Below are 19,538 nucleotides of genomic sequence, written 5' to 3' on the forward strand. Positions count from 1 at the left end.
CGGGCGCGGAAAGGGTGCCCGTCGGCCGCTGGGGCGGGCGCGTCAGGCGGTCGCGTAGACGCGGGTGGCGAATTCGGCGACCTGCGCGTCGGTGAGGTTCTTGGCCAGGTTGGCCTCGGTGATCATGCCCACCAGCTGGTGACCGCCCTTGGTGTCGATCACCGGGAGGCGCTTGATCCGGTGCTGTTCCATGGTGCGCAGGACGTCGGCGGCGTCCGCCTCGGCGTCGATCCAGTGGATCTTGCTCTGTAGGGAACCCGCCTGCACCGTGGACGGGTCGATGCCCTCGGCGCAGCACTTGATGACGATGTCACGGTCGGTGATCATCCCCGTCAGTCTGTTGTTGTCGCCGCAGATGGGCAGCGCGCCGACCTTCAGGTCGCGCATCATCTTCGCTGCATCCTGCAACGACTGGTGCGCGCCGACGCATTGCACGCCGCCGGTCATGATGTCCCGGGCTCGCAGCTTGCCGGCCATGATTCCTCCCGCTGTCGCAGCGTTCTTCTCTGGGTTCTTCTCGGGGTTCTTCTCTGGCTCCTCCGGAGCGTTCGTCGCATGGCGTCCGCGTGGTTCGCAGGGCGCCCACCCTTCGATGACACCACGGATGGCGCAAGGTCGCTTCCGGGGCCGGGACGCCGGTGACCGGCCCGAAATCCCGCTGCCGCACGGCCGCGACGCGGCTGCCGCCGCACCTGCTGCCCCACCGGAGAAACGGGCATATCGTTCATAGTGTGATAGAGCGCCGGGGGTCGGGCGAGGCTATCCGAAGGGGCCGCTCCGGACGGTCCGGACTCCTCGATTCCGCGCTCTGCAGCGCTCCTTGAACCCGTATCCGTGAATCCGCTCCGAGAATCCGTTCCGTGAATCCGCTCCGTGAATCCGCTCACCGAAAGAAGGGTTCCGATGCATGCTGCGCTCAGCCCTGCTGAACTCGCCAAGCTTCGCCGGCAGCGGCCCTACCCCGCCGTGTCGGTGCTGATGCCCACGCATCGCCGTGAGCCGGACAACGCACAGGACCCGGTCCTGCTGCGGAACATGCTCGCCGAGGCCAAGGAGCGGCTGCAGGCCGATCCGGACGTCTCCAGGGAGCGACGGATCGACGTCATCGAGCAGTTGGACAAGGCGGCGTCGGAGGTCGATCTGACCCATGCCGAGGAGGGCATGGTCCTCTTCGCGGCGCCGGGGGAGCACCAGGTGTGGTCGCTGGGCCGCACCGTCCCGGCCCGGGTGGTGCTCTCGGACACCTTCCTCACCCGCAACCTCGTCGCCGCGCACGCCGCCGAGCACCCCTTCTGGGTGCTGGCGGTCTCCGCCGACCACGTCAGCCTGTGGAGCGGCGCGCTGGACCGCCTCACCGAGGTGCGGCGCGGCGCCTTCCCGCTCACCCGCAGCCTGGCCGATCCCGACCCCGAGGACCAGTTGCAGGTGGGCGAGGTGCCCAGCACCTTCCGTGACGAGCACACCCGCAAGTTCCTGCGCGAGGCGGACACCGCGCTGGCCACCGTCCTCAAGGCCGACCCCCGGCCGCTGTACGTGGTCGGCAAGGCGGCGGCGCTCTCGCTCCTCGACGACGTGGGGACAGTCATGCGGGGCGGCACCGGCACCAAGGTCACGGTGACGCAGGTGCCGCAGGCCGGGCTGGCCGCCGGACCGCCCGAGCCGCTCTGGCAGGCCGTCCGCCCGTACGCGGAGAAGCGCGCGGAGGCCGAAGTCGCCGATGTGCTGGCCGAACTGGACCGGGCGCGCGGGCGCCGGGCCTTCGCCGCCGGACTGGACGAGATCCGGCAGAACGCGGAGACCGGCCGGGTCGCCCTGCTGGCCGTGGAGGAGAACTACCGGGAGACCGTGCGGGACACCGGCGGCCATCTGATGCCGGCCGAGCGCGGTGAACGGGACGCCGTCGACGACATCGTGGACTCGATCGTGGAGCGCTCCCTGGACACCGGCGCGGAGGTGCGGTTCGTACCGGACGGCGCGCTCGCCGGAGTGGGCGGGATCGCGGGGACGCTCCGGTACTAGCCGGGGGACGCTCCGGTACTAGCCGTCAGGTGCGAGCACAACAGTGGCCAACGGGTTGCCCGTTGGCCACTGTCTGTCGCGCCGGCTCCGCGCCGGTCGTCGCCGTCCGCTCCACCGCTACGCCGGGAGCAGGTGGAAGTGGCGGGTGAACCAGTCGCGGGCCAGCGTGGACACCTTGTCCAGGGCGCCCCGCTCCTCGAAGAGGTGCGTCGCGCCGGGGACGATTTCGAGCTTGTTCTCGCAGGTCAGCGCGGACTGTGCCTGACGGTTGAGATCCAGTACCAGGGTGTCGGCGCCGCCGACGATCAGCAGCGTCGGGGCCTCCACGGAGGAGAGCAGCGAGCGGCCCGCGAGGTCGGGCCGGCCGCCGCGGGAGACCACGGCGGCGATGCCCGCGTCGGGGTAGGCGGCGGCCCGCAGGGCGGCCGCGGCGCCGGTGCTCGCGCCGAAGTAGCCGATCGGGACGGACTCCCGGGCCCGCAGCCAGCGGGTGGCGTCGGCCAGGCGCCGGGCCAGCGTGTCGATGTCGAAGACGTTGGCCCGGTCGGCCTCCTCGGCCGGGGTGAGCAGGTCGAAGAGGAGGGTGCCCAGGCCCGCGCGGTTCAGCGCGGTGGCCACCGCACGGTTGCGCGGGCTGTGCCGGCTGCTGCCGGAGCCGTGCGCGAACATCACGACCGGCCCGCCCGGTACCGGCAGGGTGAGATCCCCGGTCAGCACGACCGGCCCGGCCTCGACCCGCACCTCCTCCCAGTCACCGGCGCGGTGCGCCGTCCTGGCCCGCCTGCCGCCCGCCGCACCGGCCAGCGGAGCGGTGCCGGCGGCGGCCTGGGAGAGCAGCGAGACCACCTCGTCGTCCGACGTCTGGGAGAAGTCCTGGTACCACTCGCCGACCGCGGAGAACGCATAGGGGGTGGACAGGCAGACGAACTCGTCGGCGGCGGTGCGCAGGCGCTCGGCGGCGTCCGGCGGGGCCACCGGCACCGCCAGCACGACCCGGGCCGCGCCCTGGGCGCGGACCACCTGGCAGGCGGCCGCCGCCGTCGCCCCGGTCGCGATGCCGTCGTCGATCACGACCACGGTCCGGCCGTCGAGCGCACGCCGCTGCCGGCCGGCCCGGAACCGCTCGGCCTGGCGCGCCAGTTCCGCCTCCTCGGTGCGCTGCACCGCGTCGACGTCCTCGGGGCCGACCCGGCCCCGGCTGATGATGTCCTGGCTCAGTACGCGCACGCCGCCCTCGCCGATCGCGCCGAACCCCAGCTCCCGCTGGTACGGGACGCCGAGCTTGCGGACCACGATCACATCGAGGGGCGCGTCGAGGGCCTGGGCCACCTGATAGGCCACCGGGACTCCGCCCCGCGGCAGGCCCAGGACGACGGGATTTTCCTTCGCCACATGGCGCAGCGCCTCGGCCAGTCGCCGTCCGGCGTCCGCGCGGTCAGTGAACAGCACAGTGTGCACCCCCTACCCAGGGGAGACGAAAGCCACGTCCACACCTGACTCCGGCATAACTCCACCCGCGGTCATTCCGCAAGTCGGGACCGCGCGGGCGGGGCGGCCGGGGCGGACCCAGCCGGGTCCGCGGTCAGCAGGGCCGCGATCTTGGGTGCCGACCACCGAGGGTGCACCCCCGGGCACGTGGCGAGATACGCCGCGGTCCGGCGCGGGGGCCAGCCGTGCGCGGCGCCGATGCCCGCCGCGATATGGCGCAGATAGGCGGCGGCGGGCGGGTTGGGCGGGACCTCGGTGCTGCGCCAGGGGGCGGTGAAGGTCAGCACCGGGTGGCCGTCGAGGAGGCCGGCGCAGACCAGCGTCTCGTAGCGGCCGGGGCCCAGCCGGTCGCGCCCGCGGGCCAGGACCCGCGTCAGGTCCAGGTCCCGGTCCGGCTCCCGGTACATCTCCTGCGCCGCGATGTCGGAGAACTGAGAAACCGTCAGGAGATAGGCGTGGGCGGGGAGTTCGCCGTCCGCCTCGGGGTCGTAGAAGGCCCGGCCGCCGGTCCACACCGCGGACTCGGTGGCGAAGTACAGCCGCCCGCGCAGCAGTACCGGCGCGCTGCGCCGCGGCCGGCGGGGATCGCGGCACCCCGGGACATCCCGCCGCCCGCCCGGCGGGCGGCCCCCGGCGAGGTAGCAGTCGAGCCGTTCCGGGTGGGTGTTGGAGCCGTACGCGGCGTACCAGACATGGGTGACGGGGCCCGGGCGGGAGGCGTTCCCGGCGGCGTCGAAGGGTTCCGGGACACGGGGCGCGGTCACCCCCTCACGGTAGCGCCCCGGCGGCCCGGCCGGCGCGACTGCTCGGGCCGGGCGCTCGGGTGCGGGTTCGCGGGCCGGTCCGTTGCGGGAGCGGTGGCGGCGCCGCGGGGGCACGATGACCGTATGTTGCTCGCCGCTCTCGCCCGGGTGTCGGCGGAGGTCGCCGCCACCTCGGCCCGGTCGCGGAAGACCGCGCTGCTGGCCGAGCTGTTCTCGGCCGCGGACCCGGTGGACGCCCCGCTGGTCATCTCCTATCTGGCCGGACGGCTGCCCCAGGGCCGGATCGGCGTCGGCTGGAGCGCGCTGCGCGACCCGCCGCCGCCCGCCGACCGGCCCACCCTCACCGTCCGCGACGTGGACGCCGCGCTGACCGCGCTGGCCGGGGTCGCCGGCCCCGGCGCCCAGGCCGAGCGGCGGCGGCTGGTCGGCGGCCTGCTCGCCGCCGCCACCGACCAGGAGCAGCGGTTCCTGTACGGGCTGCTGACCGGCGAGGTCCGGCAGGGCGCGCTGGACGCGCTCGCCGTCGAAGGGCTCGCCGCCGCCACCGGCGCGCCCCCGGACGCGGTGCGGCGGGCCGTGATGCTCGCCGGCTCACTGCCCGACGTGGCCCGGGCCCTGCTCTCCGACGGCCCGCCGGCGCTGGCCGGATTCCGGCTCACCGTCGGCCGGCCGGTCGGGCCGATGCTCGCGCGGACCGCCGCGTCCGTGGCCGAGGCGATCGACCGGCTCGGCCGCTGCGCGGTGGAGGAGAAGCTCGACGGCATCCGGGTGCAGGTGCACCGGGACGGCCCGCACGTCCGCATCCACACCCGCACCCTGGACGAGGTCACCGACCGGCTGCCCGAGGTCGCCGCCCTGGTTCGGGAGTTGCCCGCCGAGCGCCTCGTCCTCGACGGCGAGGTGATCGCGCTGGGCGCGGACGGGCGTCCGGTGCCGTTCCAGCGGGTCGCCGGCCGGTTCGGCTCCCGGACGGACGTCGCCGCGGCCCGCGCCGCCCTCCCGCTGACCCCGGTCTTCTTCGACCTCCTCGCGCTCGGCGACCGCGCGCTGCTGGACCTCCCCGGCGACCGCCGGCACGCCGAACTCGCCGCCCTGGTACCGGAGTCGACCCGGGTGCGGCGCTGCGTCGTCGAGGACCCGGACGACCCCGCAGCGCGCGCCGCCGCCGCGGACTTCTTCGACCGCACCCTGCGCCGCGGCCACGAGGGCGTCGTGGTCAAGGCCCTCGACGCGCCCTACAGCGCCGGCCGCCGGGGCGCCGCCTGGCTGAAGGTGAAGCCCGTGCACACCCTGGACCTGGTGGTCCTGGCCGCGGAGTGGGGCCACGGCCGCCGCACCGGCAAGCTCTCCAACCTGCACCTCGGGGCGCGGGCCGCAGGCGGCGGCTTCGTCATGCTCGGCAAGACCTTCAAGGGGCTCACCGACGCCACCCTGGGCTGGCAGACCGAGCGGCTCGGGCAACTGGCGGTGGCGGACGACGGCCATGTGGTGACGGTCCGTCCGGAACTCGTCGTGGAGATCGCCTACGACGGGCTCCAGACCTCGCCCCGCTACCCGGCCGGCGTCACCCTGCGGTTCGCCCGCGTGGTGCGCTACCGCGAGGACAAGACGGCCGCCGAGGCCGACACCCTCGACACCGTGCTCGCCGCGCACAGGTGACGCGTCGGGAGCGGAGAACGGGACGAAGGGAGCGCCGGAGAGGATGGCCGGGAAGCGGAGCGCCGGACTGCTGCTGCACCGCAGCGGCGCCGACGGCGGCACCGAGGTGCTGCTGGCGCACATGGGCGGCCCGCTGTGGGCGCGCCGGGACGCCGGCGCCTGGTCGGTGCCCAAGGGCGAGTACGCACCGCCGGAGGAGCCGCTGGCCGCGGCCCGCCGGGAGTTCGCCGAGGAGCTGGGCATGCCGCCGCCGGACGGGCGGTACGTACCCCTGGGGGACGTCCGCCAGTCCGGCGGCAAGGTGGTGACCGTGTGGGCCGTCGCGGGCGACCTCGACCCGGACCGGATCGAGCCGGGCACCTTCGAGCTGGAGTGGCCGCGCGGCTCGGGGGTGATCCGCAGTTTCCCGGAGATCGACCGGGTCGCGTGGTGCACCCCGGAGCAGGCGCGCGCCCGGCTGGTCACGGCCCAGCGGGAATTCCTGGACCGGCTGGCGGAGGCGCTCGCCGCCGGGCGCGCCGACGCCGGCTGACCGCCCGCACCACCCGGGCGGGCGGCCCGGTCCCGGTCACTTCACCGCGCCCAGCGACAGGCCCTGCACCAGCTTGTCCTGGGCGGCGAAACCGGCGACCAGCACCGGCAGCGACACCACGGTGGCCGCCGCGCACACCTTCGCCAGGAACAGCCCCTGGCTGGTGACCAGCCCGGTCAGGAACACCGGGGAGGTGCCGGCCACGATGCCGGTCAGCACCCGCGCGAACAGCAGCTCGTTCCAGCTGAAGATGAAGGAGATCAGCGCGGTCGCGGCGATGCCCGGCAGGGCGACCGGCGCCACGATCCGCACCAGCGTGGTGGGCAGCCCCGCCCCGTCGATCGAGGCGGCCTCCAGGATCTCCACCGGCACCTCGGCCAGGAAGGACCGCATCATCCACACCGCGATCGGCAGGTTCATCGAGGTGTAGAGGATGACCAGCAGCCAGATGTCGTCCAGCATCCGGGTGTTCTGGGCGACCAGGTAGATCGGCAGCAGTCCCGCCACCAGCGGCAGCATCTTCGTGGAGAGGAAGAAGAACAGCACGTCGCGCCACTTGCGTACCGGCCGGAGGGACAGCGCGTACGCCGCCGGCACCGCCAGCACCAGCACCAGCAGCGTCGAGGCCGCCGACGCGGTCAGGGAGTTGAGCAGCGGCGGCCAGGGGCTCACGCCGGCGCCGCCGACGCCGAAGAACTCCCGGTAGCCGTGCAGGGTGAGTGGCGCGGCCAGGCTCGGCGGATTGGTCGCGGCGTCGGTCTCGCGGTGGAAGGAGGTCAGCACCATCCATGCCACCGGCAGGAAGAAGGCGATCCCGCACAGCCAGGCCGTCAGACCCAGCGCCGCCCCGCGCACCCGCCGTCCGCCCCTGCGGTCTCCTCGCGTCATCGGGTGATCTCCTCGCGCAGCAGGGACGACACGGTGCGCAGGGCGAAGTTCGCCACCAGCAGTGAGCAGAGCACCACCACGACGCCCTGCGCGGACGCCCGGCCGTAGTCGTGGGCCTGGTAGAAGGTCTGGTAGAGGGTGTACGGCAGGTTGGCGGTGCCCAGTCCGCCGGAGGTGAGGGTGAACACCGCGTCGAAGTTCTGCACGATGTACACCGTCCCCAGCAGCGCCGCCAGTTCGAGGTAGCGCCGCAGGTGCGGCAGGGTGAGGTGGCGGAAGATGTCGAAGGCGGTGGCCCCGTCCATCCGGGCCGCCTCCACCGCGTCCGCCGGCCGGCTCTGCAACCCCGCCAGCAGGATCAGCATCATGAACGGCGTCCACTGCCAGATCAGCGACAGCTCCACGGACAGCAGCGGGGAGTCGGTCATCCAGTCCGGCTGCGGCGGCTCGCCGGCGCCGAACAGTTGCCACAGCCACGTCAACGCCCCGTTGAACAGCCCGTACGAGGCGTTGTAGAGCGCGTGCTTCCACAGCAGCGCGGCGGCCACCGGCACCACGAGGAACGGGGTGATCAGCAGGGTGCGGACGATGCCCCGGCCGCGGAAGCTCCGGTCCAGCAGCAGTGCCAGCCCCAGCCCCAGCCCCAGGCTGACCAGCACCACCGACGCCGTCAGCAGCACCGTCGTGCCCACCGACGACCGCAGCGCCGGATCGGTGACCACCGCCCGGTAGTTGTCGAGGGCGGCGAACCCGCGGTGGTCGGGGGCCAGCGCGTTCCAGCGCATGAACGAGATCACCACCGTTGCCACGAACGGGAGTTGGGTGACCACGACCAGGAAGACCAGGGCGGGCAGCAGCGGGGCGCGCCGGGCCCAGCCCTTGGCCCGCTCAGCGACGGGTGTACGCATCGGACACCTCCCGCGCCAGTCGCTGGCCCGCCCGCAGCGCGTCGTCCACGCTCTGCTTGCCGGCGATCGCCGAGCTGATCTCCTGCGACACCTTGGTCCCCAGGTCCGAGAACTCCGGTATGCCCACGAACTGGATCCCGGGCGCCGGCCGCGGCTGCACCCCCGGGTCGTCCGGCCGCGCCGAGGTGATCGCCCGCTCGGTCGCCCCCGCGAACGCCCCGGCCTCCTTGAGGTAGTCGGGGTCGCGGTAGGTCGAGGCCCGCTTCCCGGCCGGCGCCCGGGACCAGCCCAGTTCCCGGCCCGCCAGCCGCTCGTAGGACTTCCCGGACGCCCAGCGGACGAACTCCCAGGCGGCCTTCTGGTGCGTGCTGGCCTTCTGGATGCCCCAGGCCCAGGTGTAGAGCCAGCCCGCGCCGGCGGTCCGCTCGACCGGTGCCGGGGCGTACCCGATCCGGCCGGCGACCGGGGAGTCGGCGCTCTCCAGCGACCCGGCGCCGGCGGTCGCGTCATACCACATCGCGACCTTGCCCTGCTGCATGTCGTTGAGGCACTCGGTGTACCCGGCCTGCGGCGCGCCGGGCTCGCCGTGCGCGCGGACCAGCCCGACGTAGAACCGGGTCGCCCGGGCGAACTCCGGGGCGTCCAGCCGCGCCCGCCAGTCCTTGTCGAACCAGGTCCCGCCGAAGGTGTTGACCACGGTCGTCAGCGGCGCCGCCAGCTGGCCCCAGCCGGGCTGGCCGCGCAGGCAGATGCCCTTTTGGCCCTTGCGGAAGCCGTCCAACGTGGCGGCCATGGCGGCCACCTGGGTCCAGGTCGGCCGGGCGGGCATGGTCAGCCCGGCCGCCTTGAGCAGGTCCTTGCGGTACATCAGGAACGACGACTCGCCGTAGAAGGGTTCCGCGTAGACCTCGCCGTCGGCCGCGGTGAGCGAGGACCGCACCGGCGCGAGAACGTCCTTCTGGTCGAACTCGCGGTCCCTGTCGGCCAGTTGCCCCAGCGGGGTGAGCCAGCCGTTGCGGGCGTAGATGGGCGTCTCGTAGTTGCTGAGGCTGGCCACGTCGTACTGCCCGGCCTGGCTGGAGAAGTCCTGGCTCATCTTGTCGCGGAGGTCGTCCTCCGGCAGCACGGTGAAGTGGACCCGGATGCCGGTCTCCTTGGTGAAGTGCTCGGCGGTGAGCCGTTGGAGGTCCACCATCTGCGGGTTGTTCACCATCAGCACGTTGAGGGTGTGCAGCCCGTCGTGGCCGGTGTCACCGGCGCCGCGGTAGCAGCCGGTGACCGCCAGGGAGAGAGCGGCCGCGAGGGCGGCCAGCCGGCTCGCCCGGCGGCCCGCGCCGCCGACAGCTCCGGGGGATCGTGCGCGCACGGCTCCTGCCTTTCCAGGTGATTCGGCCCGAGGGGGACGGGCGTGGGCATGCCGGACGGGCCGCCGGCCCGGCCGACGGCGGTGAGGGGAGGAGGGGAGGTCAGACCCGGAGCACCTGCGGCCCCAGGAGCGAGTACCGGTGTGCTTCCGGCGCGGAGAGCCCCGTGTCGGTGACGATCACGTCCACTTCGTCGATGCCGGCGAACCGGCAGAAGCTGCTGGCCCCGAACTTGCTGTGCACCCCGACCAGCACCCGCCGCCGCGAGGAGCGCACCGCCTGCGCCTTCACGTCGGCGACCGCGGGATCGGGGGTGGTCAACCCGTACTCCCGGGAGATCCCGTTGGCCCCCAGGAACGCCAGGTCGACCACGAAGCCGGCGAGCATGTCCCGGCACCACGGCCCGACCGTCGCCTGGGTCCCGGCCCGCACCCGCCCGCCGGCCAGGAGGACGGTCGTCGAGTCGGACGCCGAGACCAGCGACGCGGTGCGCAGCGACGCGGTCAGCACGGTCAGCGGCCGGTCCGTCGGCAGCAGCATCGCGACCAGCTCGGGCGTGTACCCCTCGTCGACGAAGACCGTCTCCGCCTCGCCGACCAACTGCGCCGCGGCCGCCGCGATCCGCCGCTTCTCGGGCACCTGCTGGGTCTCCCGCCGTGCCAGGGTGGTCTCGTACCCCGCGCTCTCGACCGGGTACGCCGCGCCGTGCGTCCGCCGCACCAGCCCTCGGCGCTCCAGGTCCCGCAGATCGCGCCGCACGGTCTCGCGGGCCACCCCGAACTCCGCGGCCGCCTCGGCGACCTCGACGCGTCCGGACTGGCGGGCGAGCACGAGGAGGCGGCTCTGGCGTTCCTCGGCCCTCATGGCTCTCTCCCCACTCCGGGCGGGATGTGCCCGCCCGCTTCCGACCGCCGTCTTCCGTTCGGTCACGTTCCGTGTGGATCGCTTTCCGTTCGGTCGCGACGGTGCCCGCTTCTGCCCGCAGCCAGGTTTATAGCAACAGTTGGACTGCCCGCTGGGGTCCGCAACGGAACCAAACCCGCCCGTTTCTGCCCGCCTCCGAGCGCCGTTCTTCGGGCCCGTGCCCCGTGGAACGGCCCGTTTCACCCGGTCTGCGTGCCCGCGGGCGCCGCCCCGGCCCGCCCGCGCACGCTGGTGGGACGCCGGTGGTGCGGTGCACGGGGGCGCTTAGGCTGGACGCCATGAGCTCGGAGATGCGGTCGTTGGCGGTCACCGCACTCGTCCAGGAGGACGAGTGCGCGGTGCTGCGGGTCAGCGGGGAGCTGGACCTCCGCACCGAGCAGGCGTTCCTCGCCGAGGCCCGGTCCATCGTCTCGGCCGGCCACCGCTTCCTCGTGCTCGATCTGACCGCCCTGCGGTTCTGCGACTCCCGGGGCCTGAGCTGCCTGCTGGCCCTGGAATGGCTCTGCCGCCGCCTGGAGGGCCGGCTGCTGCTGGCGTCCCTGGGCGTGCGGATGCTCAAGCTGCTGGTGGGCACGCAGTCCCTCGGGGTCTTCTCCTGCTACCCGACGGTCGGCCACGCCCTGGCCGCGGTCCCCGACAGCAGCCGCCCGACCTGGCCGCCGCCCGCGGCGGACTGACCGCGTCCCGGGGCCACTGCGCCATGTGGGGGAGCACTCACGCCTGCGAGCGAAGCACCGCCGCCGGGCCGTGCTGACCCCTGCGTGTGACGTTCCCGCCACCCGGCACCGGACCGCCGCCCGGCACCGTCCCCGGGCCCGTGCCCGCCGCCCGCTCCGTCTCCGGGCCCACTCCCTCCGGGCCCACCCCCGACTCCGCGCCCGCCCGCAGCGCCGCGATCAGCGCCGCGACCGAGGGCCGGGCCCGGGCCGCCGTCCCCACCGCCACCACGATGTGCCGCTCGACGGTCTCCCGCAGCGGCACCACCGTGATCCCCTCCGACCGCAGCCGCAGCATCAGCCCGGTCAGCGGCGCCACCCCCAGCCCCGCCCCGACCATCGCCAGCGACGTCGCGGTGTCCGTCACCTCGTGGACCACCCGCGGCTCGCAGCCGGCCCGGCGGCAGGCCGTCCGGATCGCCCGCCCGTAGTACGAGCCGGCCGCCGGCAGGATCCAGTCGTACGCCCCGGCCTCCGCCAGCGCCAGCGGCGCCCGGCCCGCCCCCGCCGCCCCGGCCGGCACCGCCAACGAGAACCGCTCCGTCCGCAGCCGCACCAGCTCCACCGCGCCGTCCCGGGCCAGCGGCGCGTCCGGATAGTCCAGGCCGAGCGCCAGATCCACCCGCCCGGCCAGCACCTCCACGTACGCCTGGTCCACGTCCACCTCGCGGCTGGCCACCCGCACCGCGGGATGCCGGGCCGCCAGCCGGCGCAGGGCCGGCGGCAGCAGCACCGCGGCCGCGGTCCCGAAGACCCCCAGCCGCAGGTGCCCGCCCACCTCCCCGCGGGCCCGCTCCAGGGCCGCCACCGCCTCCGCCTGCGCGCCCAGGATCCGCTCGGCGTGCTCGGCCAGCGTCCGCCCGGCGTCCGTCAGCTCCACCCGGCGCCCGACCCGCCGGACCAGCTCGCTGCCGGTGCTCCGCTCCAGCGCGGCGATGTGCTGGGAGACCGCGCCCGGCGTGTATCCGAGCGCCGCGGCCGCCGCGGTCATCGTGCGGCTCCGGGTCAGCTCCAGCAGCGTCCGCAGCTGCACCCCCGGCAATTCCACGGCGGGACCCTACCCAGCGGCCACCGGCGCCACCCGCGCCCCGCCGGGCCCTGATCCACCGGACGGGCCCCAAACCCCCGGGGCCCCACACCTCCTCATAGATCACTTCCAACGACTCTGCATGGACGGCCGACCACCGGCCGGTCACCATCGAAGGGCACCGGCCCCGCTGCTGTGTCGGCGACCGGAGCACCCACGCGACCACGCGACGACGGGAAGGCGGCCCGGATGGCCCACCCCACGGCTTCGACTCCCTCGGACCCCGACCCGCACTCCGCCCCGCTCCCCGCCTGTGCCGACGTCGTGATCGTCGGCGGTGGGGTGATCGGCGCGAGCATCGCCTTCCACCTGGCCGAGGCCGGCGCCGGCCGGGTGCTGCTGCTGGAGCGCGACCTGCCCGCCTCCGGCTCGTCCGGCAAACCCCTCGGCGGGGTCCGCGCGCAGTTCTCCGACCCGCTCAACATCCGGCTCGGCGTGCGCAGCCTGGCCGCCTGGCGGGACTTCGCCCGCCGCCCCGGCGCCGACATCGGCCTGGACTCCGTCGGCTACCTCTTCCTCCTCGGCGACGAGGCCGAACGGGACACCTTCGCCCGGGGCGTCGAGATCCAGAACTCCCACGGCGTGCCCAGCCGCCTCCTCACCCCCCGCGCCGCCCGCGACCTCTGCCCCTACGTCGACCCCGGCACCCTGGTCGCCGCCGCCTACTCGCCCACCGACGGCTACGCCACCCCCAAGGCCGCCGTCGCCGGCTACCTCCGTGCGGCCCGCCGGCTCGGCGCCACCGTCCGCACCCGCTGCCCGGTCACCGCCATCGACACCGCCGACGGCCACCTGACGGCCGTCCGCACCCCGCACGGCACCGTCCGCACCCCCACCGTGATCTGCTGCGCCGGCGCCTGGTCCGCCGAGGTCGGCGCCCTGGCCGGGGTCGCCCTGCCGGTCACCCCGCTGCGCCGCCAGATCGCCTTCACCGGGCCGCTGAGCCCCCGCCCGCCCCGCATCCCCTTCACCCTCGACTACGCCTCCACCCTCTACTTCCACAACGACGGCGCCGACGGACTGCTCGTCGGCCTCTCCGACCCAGACCAACAGCCGGGATACGCCCGGGAGTTCAGCCGCGAATGGCTCACCCCGTTCCGTGCCGCCGCGGCCCGCCGGGCGCCGGCACTGGCCGACCTGCCGGTCACCGGCGGCTGGGCCGGCCTCTACGAGATGACCCCCGACCGCAACGCCCTCATCGGCGAGGCCCCGCACCCCGGCCGCTTCCTCTACGCCACCGGCTTCTCCGGCCACGGCTTCCTCCAGGCCCCCGCCGTCGGCGAGATCGTCCGCGACCTCTACCTGCGCCGCGAACCCTTCCTCGACGTCGGACCGCTCGCCGCCACCCGCTTCGACGGCCGGCCCGCCACCCGCCCCGAAGCCCACGTCATCTAGCGCCTGTCGTCGAACTCCCGTCGTTCGCCCGGAGGCAGGCGGGAGTTTGACGACAGGCCCCAGGTCGGCTCCGACCACGAACCACCGGGCAGGCCCGCACCCCGCCGGACCCGGGAAAGGAGACCCCATGGCCCTGATCCCCACCTGGCGGCTGCGCGCCGCGTTCGCCCGTCGGCTCTCCGACATGTACGGCACCGAAGTCCCCGCCTACACCACCCTCCTGGAGGTCGCCGGGCAGATCAACGACGAGGTCGCCGGCCGCGACCCGGACGCCGGCCGGCTCGGCAGCATCGACCGGGTCACCGCCGAGCGGCACGGCGCCATCCGCGTCGGCACCCCCGCCGAACTCCGCCAGGCCGCCCAGGTCTTCGCCGCACTCGGCATGCGCCCGGTCGGCTTCTACGACCTCCGGGACGGCGACATCGGCGCGGTCCCCGTCGTCTCCACCGCCTTCCGCCCCATCGACCCCGACGAACTCGACCGCAACCCCTTCCGCGTCTTCACCTCCCTCCTCACCACCGGCGACCGCCGCTTCTTCGACCCGGACCTCGAAGCCCGCCTGGACGCCTTCCTCGCCCGCCGCCGGCTCTTCCCGCCCGAACTCCTGGACCTCGCCGAGCGCGCGGAACGCGACCACGGCCTGGACGAACCCGCGGCGGAACGCTTCCTCGCGCTTGCCGTCGGCGCGTTCACCCTCTCCACCGAGCCCGTCGACCGCGCCTGGTACGCCGAACTGGAACGGATCTCCGCGGTCGCCGCCGACATCGGCGGGGTCACCACCACCCACGTCAACCACCTCACCCCGCGCGTCCTGGACATCGACGCCCTCTACCGGCAGATGGGGGAGCGCGGCATCACCATGATCGACCGCATCCAGGGACCCCCGCGCTGGGCCGGCCCCGACGTGCTGCTGCGCCAGACCTCCTTCCGGGCCCTGGCCGAACCCCGGACCTTCCGCGACCCCGACGGCCGGCTCACCCGCGGCGCCCTGCGCGTGCGCTTCGGCGAGGTCGAGGCCCGCGGCATCGCCCTCACCCCCGGCGGCCGGGCCCGCTACGACGCCCTCATGGCCGAGACCGACCGCCGGACCGCCGACCGGCCCGACGCCGACCGGCAGGCCACCGCCCGCGCCCTGTGGGAGCGCGACTTCCCTCGCACCGAGACCCGACTCGCCGCTGAACGGCTGGCGTTCTTCACCTACCACCCGGTGACCGACCGCCCCCGCGACGGCCGCCGCCCGCCCGCCGCCCTCGCCGACCTGCTCGCCGACGGCTGGCTGACCGCCCACCCCCTCGTCTACGAGGACTTCCTGCCCCGCTCCGCCGCCGGCATCTTCCACTCCAACCTCACCGGCGACGGCACCCGCGACCCGCGCCGCGACGGCACCCCCTTCGACGCCCACCGCCTCTCCGCGGCCCTGGACCGCCCGGTCCTCGACCCGTTCGCGCTCTACGCCGAACAGCAGGACCGCTCCCTGCGCCGGGCCCTGTCCGCCCTGCACGCCGACGCCGCCCTCCGCACCCTGGACGCCCCGACCACCGCCACCACGCCCACCACGCCCTAGCGACCTTCGCAGTCAAGGGAGTTATCGATGACCGTCAGCGCGCACCCCGCCACCCTCGGCCTCCCCGGCACCGACGCCCTGCGGGCCCGCGCCGGCACCGCGCTGCGCCACTGCGGCGCCGCCGGACTCGACGCGTACCCGGAGCAGGACCCCGGAACCGGCGCCACGGTCGCCGCCCGCACTCCGCTCACGGGCGCCGTCCTCGCCCATCTGCCCGCCACCACCCCCGAACAGGCCGAGGCCGCCCTCGCCGACGCCCACCGCACCTTCCTCGCCTGGCGCACCGTCCCCGCCCCGGTCCGCGGTGCCCTGGTCAAGCGGCTCGGCGAACTCCTCACCGCCCACCAGGAGGACCTGGCCGACCTCGTCACCCTCGAAGCCGGCAAGATCCGCTCCGAGGCGCTCGGCGAGGTCCGGGAGATGATCGACATCTGCGACTTCGCGGTCGGCCTCTCCCGCCAGCTCTACGGCCGGACCATCGCCGGCGAACGCCCCGGCCACCGCCTCTCCGAGAGCTGGCACCCGCTCGGCGTCGCCGGAGTGATCTCCGCCTTCAACTTCCCCGTCGCCGTGTGGTCCTGGAACACCGCCATCGCCCTGGTCTGCGGCGACCCGGTGGTCTGGAAGCCGTCCGAGCTGACCCCGCTCACCGCGCTCGCCTGCACCGCCCTGCTCGCCCGCGCCGCCGCCGACACCGGCGCCCCGCCCGGCGTCCACCACCTGCTGCTCGGCGGACCGGAGCACGGTGAACTGCTCGCCGACGACCCCCGGGTGGCCCTGGTCAGCGCCACCGGCTCGGTGCGGATGGGACGGCAGGTGGCACCCCGGGTCGCCGCCCGCTTCGGCCGCTGCCTTCTGGAGCTCGGCGGCAACAACGCCGCCGTCGTCACCCCCTCGGCCGACCTCGACCTCACCGTCCGCGGCGTGGTCTTCGCGGCCGCCGGCACCGCGGGTCAGCGCTGCACCACCCTGCGCCGGCTGATCGTCCACGAGGACCTCGCCGACCGCCTCGTCGAGCGCATCGCGCACGCCTACGCGCAGCTGCCGATCGGCGACCCCTACCACCCGGACACCCTCGTCGGACCGCTGATCGGCACCGCCGCGCACACCGCGATGACCGAGGCGCTGGCCGAGGCGCGGCGCGCCGGCGGCACCGTGCTCGTCGGCGGCGACCGCCACTTCGCCGACGAGGCCCCGGACGCCGCCTACGTCCGCCCCGCCCTCGTCCGGATGCCCGCCCAGACCGGGATCGTCGCCACCGAGACCTTCGCGCCGATCCTCTACGTCCTGACCTACCGCACCCTCGACGAGGCCATCGCCCTGCAGAACGGCGTACCGCAGGGCCTGTCCTCCAGCATCTTCACCCGCGACCAGCGGGAGGCCGAGCGGTTCCTGGCCGCCGACGGCTCCGACTGCGGCATCGCCAACGTCAACATCGGCACCTCGGGGGCGGAGATCGGCGGCGCCTTCGGCGGCGAGAAGGAGACCGGCGGCGGCCGGGAGTCCGGCTCCGACGCCTGGCGCGCCTACATGCGCCGGGCCACCAACACCGTCAACTACTCCGCCGACCTCCCGCTCGCCCAAGGCGTCAACTTCCTCTGAGCGTGCGGCCGTCGACGTCAGTGGAGGGCCCGCCCCAGGTCCTCCACCAGCGTCGGCGACGGCCGGGGGATGGCCCCGAAGTCCTCGTCGTCCCCCTCCACCACCAGCCGGTTGATCACGTTCTCCAGCGCGGTCGGCAGGGTCGGTGCCAGCCCGCTGTGCCACTGGACGAGGAGGTTGTGCCGGGCCTCGTCCGGCAGCAGCTGCTTCTCGTCGAACGCCGCCACCGCCCGGGGCTCCTCGTCGGGCGCGTGCGCGGCCTGCTCGCGCCAGTACGTGGCGTCGCGGAACTCGCCGTCCCCGCGGTGCGCCAGATACAGGCAGTACGCGGCGGTCCGGCTGCCGGCCCCGGCGCCGAACAGCCACCAGAAGCGCGCCGCCGCGGACCGCCCGGTGATGTGCAGCAGGCAGCCGAAGACCAGCGCCCCCTCCGGATCGATGTGGTGGTCGTTCACCAGCCGCTCCAGGCTCGCCGCGGCCGCCGCCGCGTTCACCACCAGCGCGCAGGCCAGCTGGAGCTCGTGGACGGCCTCGTCCCGCGCGGTGGGATACCCGCTGGGGGCGGCCCGCCCCGGGCCCGGCGGCGGCACCACCGCGGGCGGCAGCTCCGCGCCCCGCCCCGCCGCCGCGGGCGCCAGACAGCCCAGCCCGTCGAGCGCCCCCGCGTCGTCCAGCGCGCTGAAGTCGGCCAGCCCGTCGATCCCGGCCACCGCCGCCGCGGCGCTGAGCAGCGACTCGACGGTCTCCCGCCGCCCGCCCGGGTACCGGTGCGCTCTCGTCATCTTCCGTTCCCCCATGTTCGACTCCCGCTGAACCGTCCGGCCGTTCCCGGGCCGGCTATCCCTGATCGATGCCGAGCGCGGCGGCCAGCTTCCGCTTGCCCCGGCTCGCGTACGAGCGCACGGTGACCTCGTCCACCCCCAGCAGCGCGGCGATCTGCGCGTCGCCGTAGCCGATGACGTGCCGGAGCACGATCACGTCGCACTGCCGCTCCGGCAGCCGCGAGATCGCCGCATAGAGCCCCAACTGGCTCTCCAGCATCGCGAACTGCTGCTGGCACTCGCGCAGCAGGGCGTGGGTGACGACGGCGAAGGCGGCGGTCTCGGTGAGCGCGGTCGGCTGCTGACGGTCGTAGAGCCACTCCATGACCCGTTCCTTGAGCACCGCCCAGGCGTACGCCTCCACCGACGCCTGCCGCAGCGCGTGCGGCCACACCCGGCCGAGTTGTTCGTACGCGGCCCGGGTCACCTCGTGGGCCGCGTCCTCGCTGCCGGTGTGCAGATAGGCGTAGGCCAGCCACTTCCGGGCGTGGGTCGTCAGGAACGCCTGGAAGGTGAGCGCCAGCCGCCGACCCGATTCCTGCGGGGCGACTATCTCCGGCAGGGCGGCACGGTCCGGCCGTCTGGCCGGCAGAAGTCGGTTCCGGTGTGTGCTCACGCGCCGTCCTCGTTCCGTTTGCCGTGCACCGGCGCGGCGCCACCGAGGACGGCGACCGCGTCGGGAGGACGGTTTGCCCTCACCGTCCAATCAACAGGAAACCAAGCCGTTTTGTGGCACCCGGCGACAAATATTCCTGCGCTCCGTATTCATATGACTACTCGTGACCGAGAACGACCAGATCCCGCGCGCCGCCGCCCACCCGCGACCACCGGGCCCGGCGCGGACGGCAGGTGCCCGCGCCCGGGTGGTGCACCGGCGCATGAACGCGCACCCACCGGGCAGTGCTCTCCCCGTCGGACGCCGCTCGCGCGGGCGGTGCCCGGCCGGCGACCCATCCGACGGCGGGGAGGCAGCGCGCGATGACCGAGCACGAGCCCGTGGTGGACCTGCAGTTGGACCGGGCGCACTCGGCCCGCATCTACGACTACATGCTGGGCGGCAAGACCAACTTCCTGGCCGACCGGATGGCCGCCGGCAGGGTCCTGGGCGTCTTCCCCGCAGCCCTGGTGGCCGCCCGGATCAACCGCGAGTTCATGCACCGGGCCACCCGGCACCTCGCCGGCGCCGGCCTGCGCCAGTTCCTGGACATCGGCACGGGCATCCCCACCCCGCCCAACCTCCACGAGATCGCCCAGCACACCGCCCCCGACGCCCGCATCGTCTACACCGACAACGACCCCATCGTCCTCGCCCATGCCGCGGCCCTGCTCCGCGGCACCCCCCAGGGCCGCACCGCCTACGTGCCCGCCGACGTCACCGAGCCCGCCGGCATCCTGAGCGCCCCGCAGCTCCTCGACACGCTCGACCTGACCCGGCCGGTCGCCCTGAGCCTCAACGCCCTGATGCACTTCGTCACCGACGACGGCCGGGACCGCGCGCACACCGTCGTGGAAACCCTCAAGGCCGCCCTCCCCAGCGGCAGCACGCTGGCGATGACCCACGCCACCTCGGACTACAGCCCCGACACCATGCACCGGATCCTCGGGATCTACCGCGAGGCGGGCACCGAGCTCCAGTTCCGCACCCGCGCCGAGTTCCTCCGCTTCTTCGACGGCTGGGAACTCCTCGACCCCGGCGTCACCCTCTCCCACCAGTGGCGCCCCGACTGCCCCGAGGACGCCACCCACGTCACCGACGCCGAGGCCGCCTGCTACGCCGCGGTCGCCCGCAAACCCTGAGCGCGCGCCC

General features: G+C 74.4%; 18 protein-coding genes. 8 read left to right on the plus strand and 10 right to left on the minus strand.

Going from position 1 to position 19,538, the window contains the following annotated elements; translation table 11 throughout:
- Positions 1 to 42: 42 nt before the first annotated feature.
- Complete coding sequence (locus tag MOV08_RS34050; protein WP_039638162.1) at positions 43 to 477, minus strand: CBS domain-containing protein; 435 nt, start codon at positions 475 to 477, stop codon at positions 43 to 45.
- Positions 478 to 903: 426 nt separating this feature from the next.
- Between MOV08_RS34050 and MOV08_RS34055 the strand changes: the two genes are divergently transcribed.
- Positions 904 to 2,019, plus strand: a complete 1,116-nt coding sequence (locus tag MOV08_RS34055; RefSeq protein WP_275310125.1) for a baeRF3 domain-containing protein — start codon at positions 904 to 906, stop codon at positions 2,017 to 2,019.
- A 117-nt stretch (positions 2,020 to 2,136) separates the two neighbouring features.
- On the opposite strand, the gene MOV08_RS34060 is transcribed toward MOV08_RS34055, so the two are convergent.
- Positions 2,137 to 3,468, minus strand: coding sequence for a phosphoribosyltransferase (locus MOV08_RS34060; RefSeq protein ID WP_275310126.1), 1,332 nt, complete (start codon positions 3,466 to 3,468; stop codon positions 2,137 to 2,139).
- Between the two features lie 71 nt (positions 3,469 to 3,539).
- Positions 3,540 to 4,271: a histone deacetylase gene (locus tag MOV08_RS34065; protein ID WP_275310128.1), complete on the minus strand. Its 732-nt coding sequence runs from the start codon at positions 4,269 to 4,271 to the stop codon at positions 3,540 to 3,542.
- Between the two features lie 123 nt (positions 4,272 to 4,394).
- Between MOV08_RS34065 and MOV08_RS34070 the strand changes: the two genes are divergently transcribed.
- Together MOV08_RS34070 and MOV08_RS34075 are read left to right on the plus strand one after the other, a co-directional pair.
- Positions 4,395 to 5,930 carry an ATP-dependent DNA ligase gene (locus tag MOV08_RS34070; protein WP_275310130.1) on the plus strand — a complete coding sequence of 512 codons (1,536 nt, stop codon included), beginning with the start codon at positions 4,395 to 4,397 and terminating at the stop codon, positions 5,928 to 5,930.
- A 43-nt stretch (positions 5,931 to 5,973) separates the two neighbouring features.
- Positions 5,974 to 6,462 carry an NUDIX hydrolase gene (locus MOV08_RS34075; protein ID WP_275310132.1) on the plus strand — a complete coding sequence of 163 codons (489 nt, stop codon included), beginning with the start codon at positions 5,974 to 5,976 and terminating at the stop codon, positions 6,460 to 6,462.
- A 36-nt stretch (positions 6,463 to 6,498) separates the two neighbouring features.
- Here MOV08_RS34075 and MOV08_RS34080 read toward each other — a convergent pair whose 3' ends face one another.
- The 4 genes from MOV08_RS34080 to MOV08_RS34095 all read right to left on the minus strand — a co-directional run bounded on the left by MOV08_RS34080 (position 6,499) and on the right by MOV08_RS34095 (position 10,486).
- Entirely contained in the window at positions 6,499 to 7,350 is an 852-nt protein-coding gene (locus tag MOV08_RS34080) for a carbohydrate ABC transporter permease (protein ID WP_275310133.1), read from the minus strand.
- Positions 7,347 to 8,258 (minus strand): carbohydrate ABC transporter permease, encoded by a 912-nt coding sequence (locus MOV08_RS34085; RefSeq protein ID WP_275310135.1) that lies wholly within the window; start codon positions 8,256 to 8,258, stop codon positions 7,347 to 7,349. The genes MOV08_RS34080 and MOV08_RS34085 overlap by 4 nt, the downstream gene beginning before the upstream one ends.
- Positions 8,239 to 9,624, minus strand: a complete 1,386-nt coding sequence (locus MOV08_RS34090; RefSeq protein WP_420834235.1) for an ABC transporter substrate-binding protein — start codon at positions 9,622 to 9,624, stop codon at positions 8,239 to 8,241. The genes MOV08_RS34085 and MOV08_RS34090 overlap by 20 nt, the downstream gene beginning before the upstream one ends.
- Before the next feature lie 100 nt (positions 9,625 to 9,724).
- A complete protein-coding gene (locus tag MOV08_RS34095; protein WP_039638168.1) occupies positions 9,725 to 10,486 on the minus strand; it encodes a DeoR/GlpR family DNA-binding transcription regulator in 762 nt (253 codons plus the stop codon).
- A gap of 338 nt (positions 10,487 to 10,824) precedes the next feature.
- Between MOV08_RS34095 and MOV08_RS34100 the strand changes: the two genes are divergently transcribed.
- Positions 10,825 to 11,223 (plus strand): STAS domain-containing protein, encoded by a 399-nt coding sequence (locus MOV08_RS34100; protein ID WP_235092786.1) that lies wholly within the window; start codon positions 10,825 to 10,827, stop codon positions 11,221 to 11,223.
- Positions 11,224 to 11,260: 37 nt separating this feature from the next.
- Here the strand turns inward: MOV08_RS34100 and MOV08_RS34105 are convergent, their stop codons facing one another.
- Positions 11,261 to 12,310, minus strand: coding sequence for a LysR substrate-binding domain-containing protein (locus MOV08_RS34105; RefSeq protein ID WP_275310136.1), 1,050 nt, complete (start codon positions 12,308 to 12,310; stop codon positions 11,261 to 11,263).
- A gap of 228 nt (positions 12,311 to 12,538) precedes the next feature.
- Here MOV08_RS34105 and MOV08_RS34110 point away from each other — a divergent pair, with 228 nt between their 5' ends.
- The 3 genes from MOV08_RS34110 to amaB all read left to right on the plus strand — a co-directional run bounded on the left by MOV08_RS34110 (position 12,539) and on the right by amaB (position 16,910).
- The gene (locus tag MOV08_RS34110) at positions 12,539 to 13,744 is read left to right on the plus strand and encodes an NAD(P)/FAD-dependent oxidoreductase (RefSeq protein ID WP_275310137.1); all 1,206 of its coding nucleotides are present in this window, start codon (positions 12,539 to 12,541) and stop codon (positions 13,742 to 13,744) included.
- Positions 13,745 to 13,877: 133 nt separating this feature from the next.
- On the plus strand, positions 13,878 to 15,308 hold the full coding sequence (hglS, locus tag MOV08_RS34115) for a 2-oxoadipate dioxygenase/decarboxylase (RefSeq protein WP_275311991.1): 1,431 nt from the start codon (positions 13,878 to 13,880) through the stop codon (positions 15,306 to 15,308).
- Positions 15,309 to 15,335: 27 nt separating this feature from the next.
- Complete coding sequence (gene amaB, locus MOV08_RS34120) at positions 15,336 to 16,910, plus strand: L-piperidine-6-carboxylate dehydrogenase (protein ID WP_275310139.1); 1,575 nt, start codon at positions 15,336 to 15,338, stop codon at positions 16,908 to 16,910.
- A gap of 17 nt (positions 16,911 to 16,927) precedes the next feature.
- Here amaB and MOV08_RS34125 read toward each other — a convergent pair whose 3' ends face one another.
- Positions 16,928 to 17,692, minus strand: coding sequence for a hypothetical protein (locus MOV08_RS34125; RefSeq protein WP_275310140.1), 765 nt, complete (start codon positions 17,690 to 17,692; stop codon positions 16,928 to 16,930).
- A gap of 55 nt (positions 17,693 to 17,747) precedes the next feature.
- On the minus strand, positions 17,748 to 18,347 hold the full coding sequence (locus MOV08_RS34130; RefSeq protein ID WP_275310141.1) for an RNA polymerase sigma factor: 600 nt from the start codon (positions 18,345 to 18,347) through the stop codon (positions 17,748 to 17,750).
- Between the two features lie 362 nt (positions 18,348 to 18,709).
- Here MOV08_RS34130 and MOV08_RS34135 point away from each other — a divergent pair, with 362 nt between their 5' ends.
- Positions 18,710 to 19,528: an SAM-dependent methyltransferase gene (locus tag MOV08_RS34135; RefSeq protein ID WP_039638173.1), complete on the plus strand. Its 819-nt coding sequence runs from the start codon at positions 18,710 to 18,712 to the stop codon at positions 19,526 to 19,528.
- The last annotated feature ends 10 nt before the right edge of the window (positions 19,529 to 19,538 follow it).

Source organism: Streptomyces yunnanensis (genome assembly GCF_029011865.1).
Classification (GTDB): Bacteria; Actinomycetota; Actinomycetes; order Streptomycetales; family Streptomycetaceae; genus Streptomyces; species Streptomyces yunnanensis.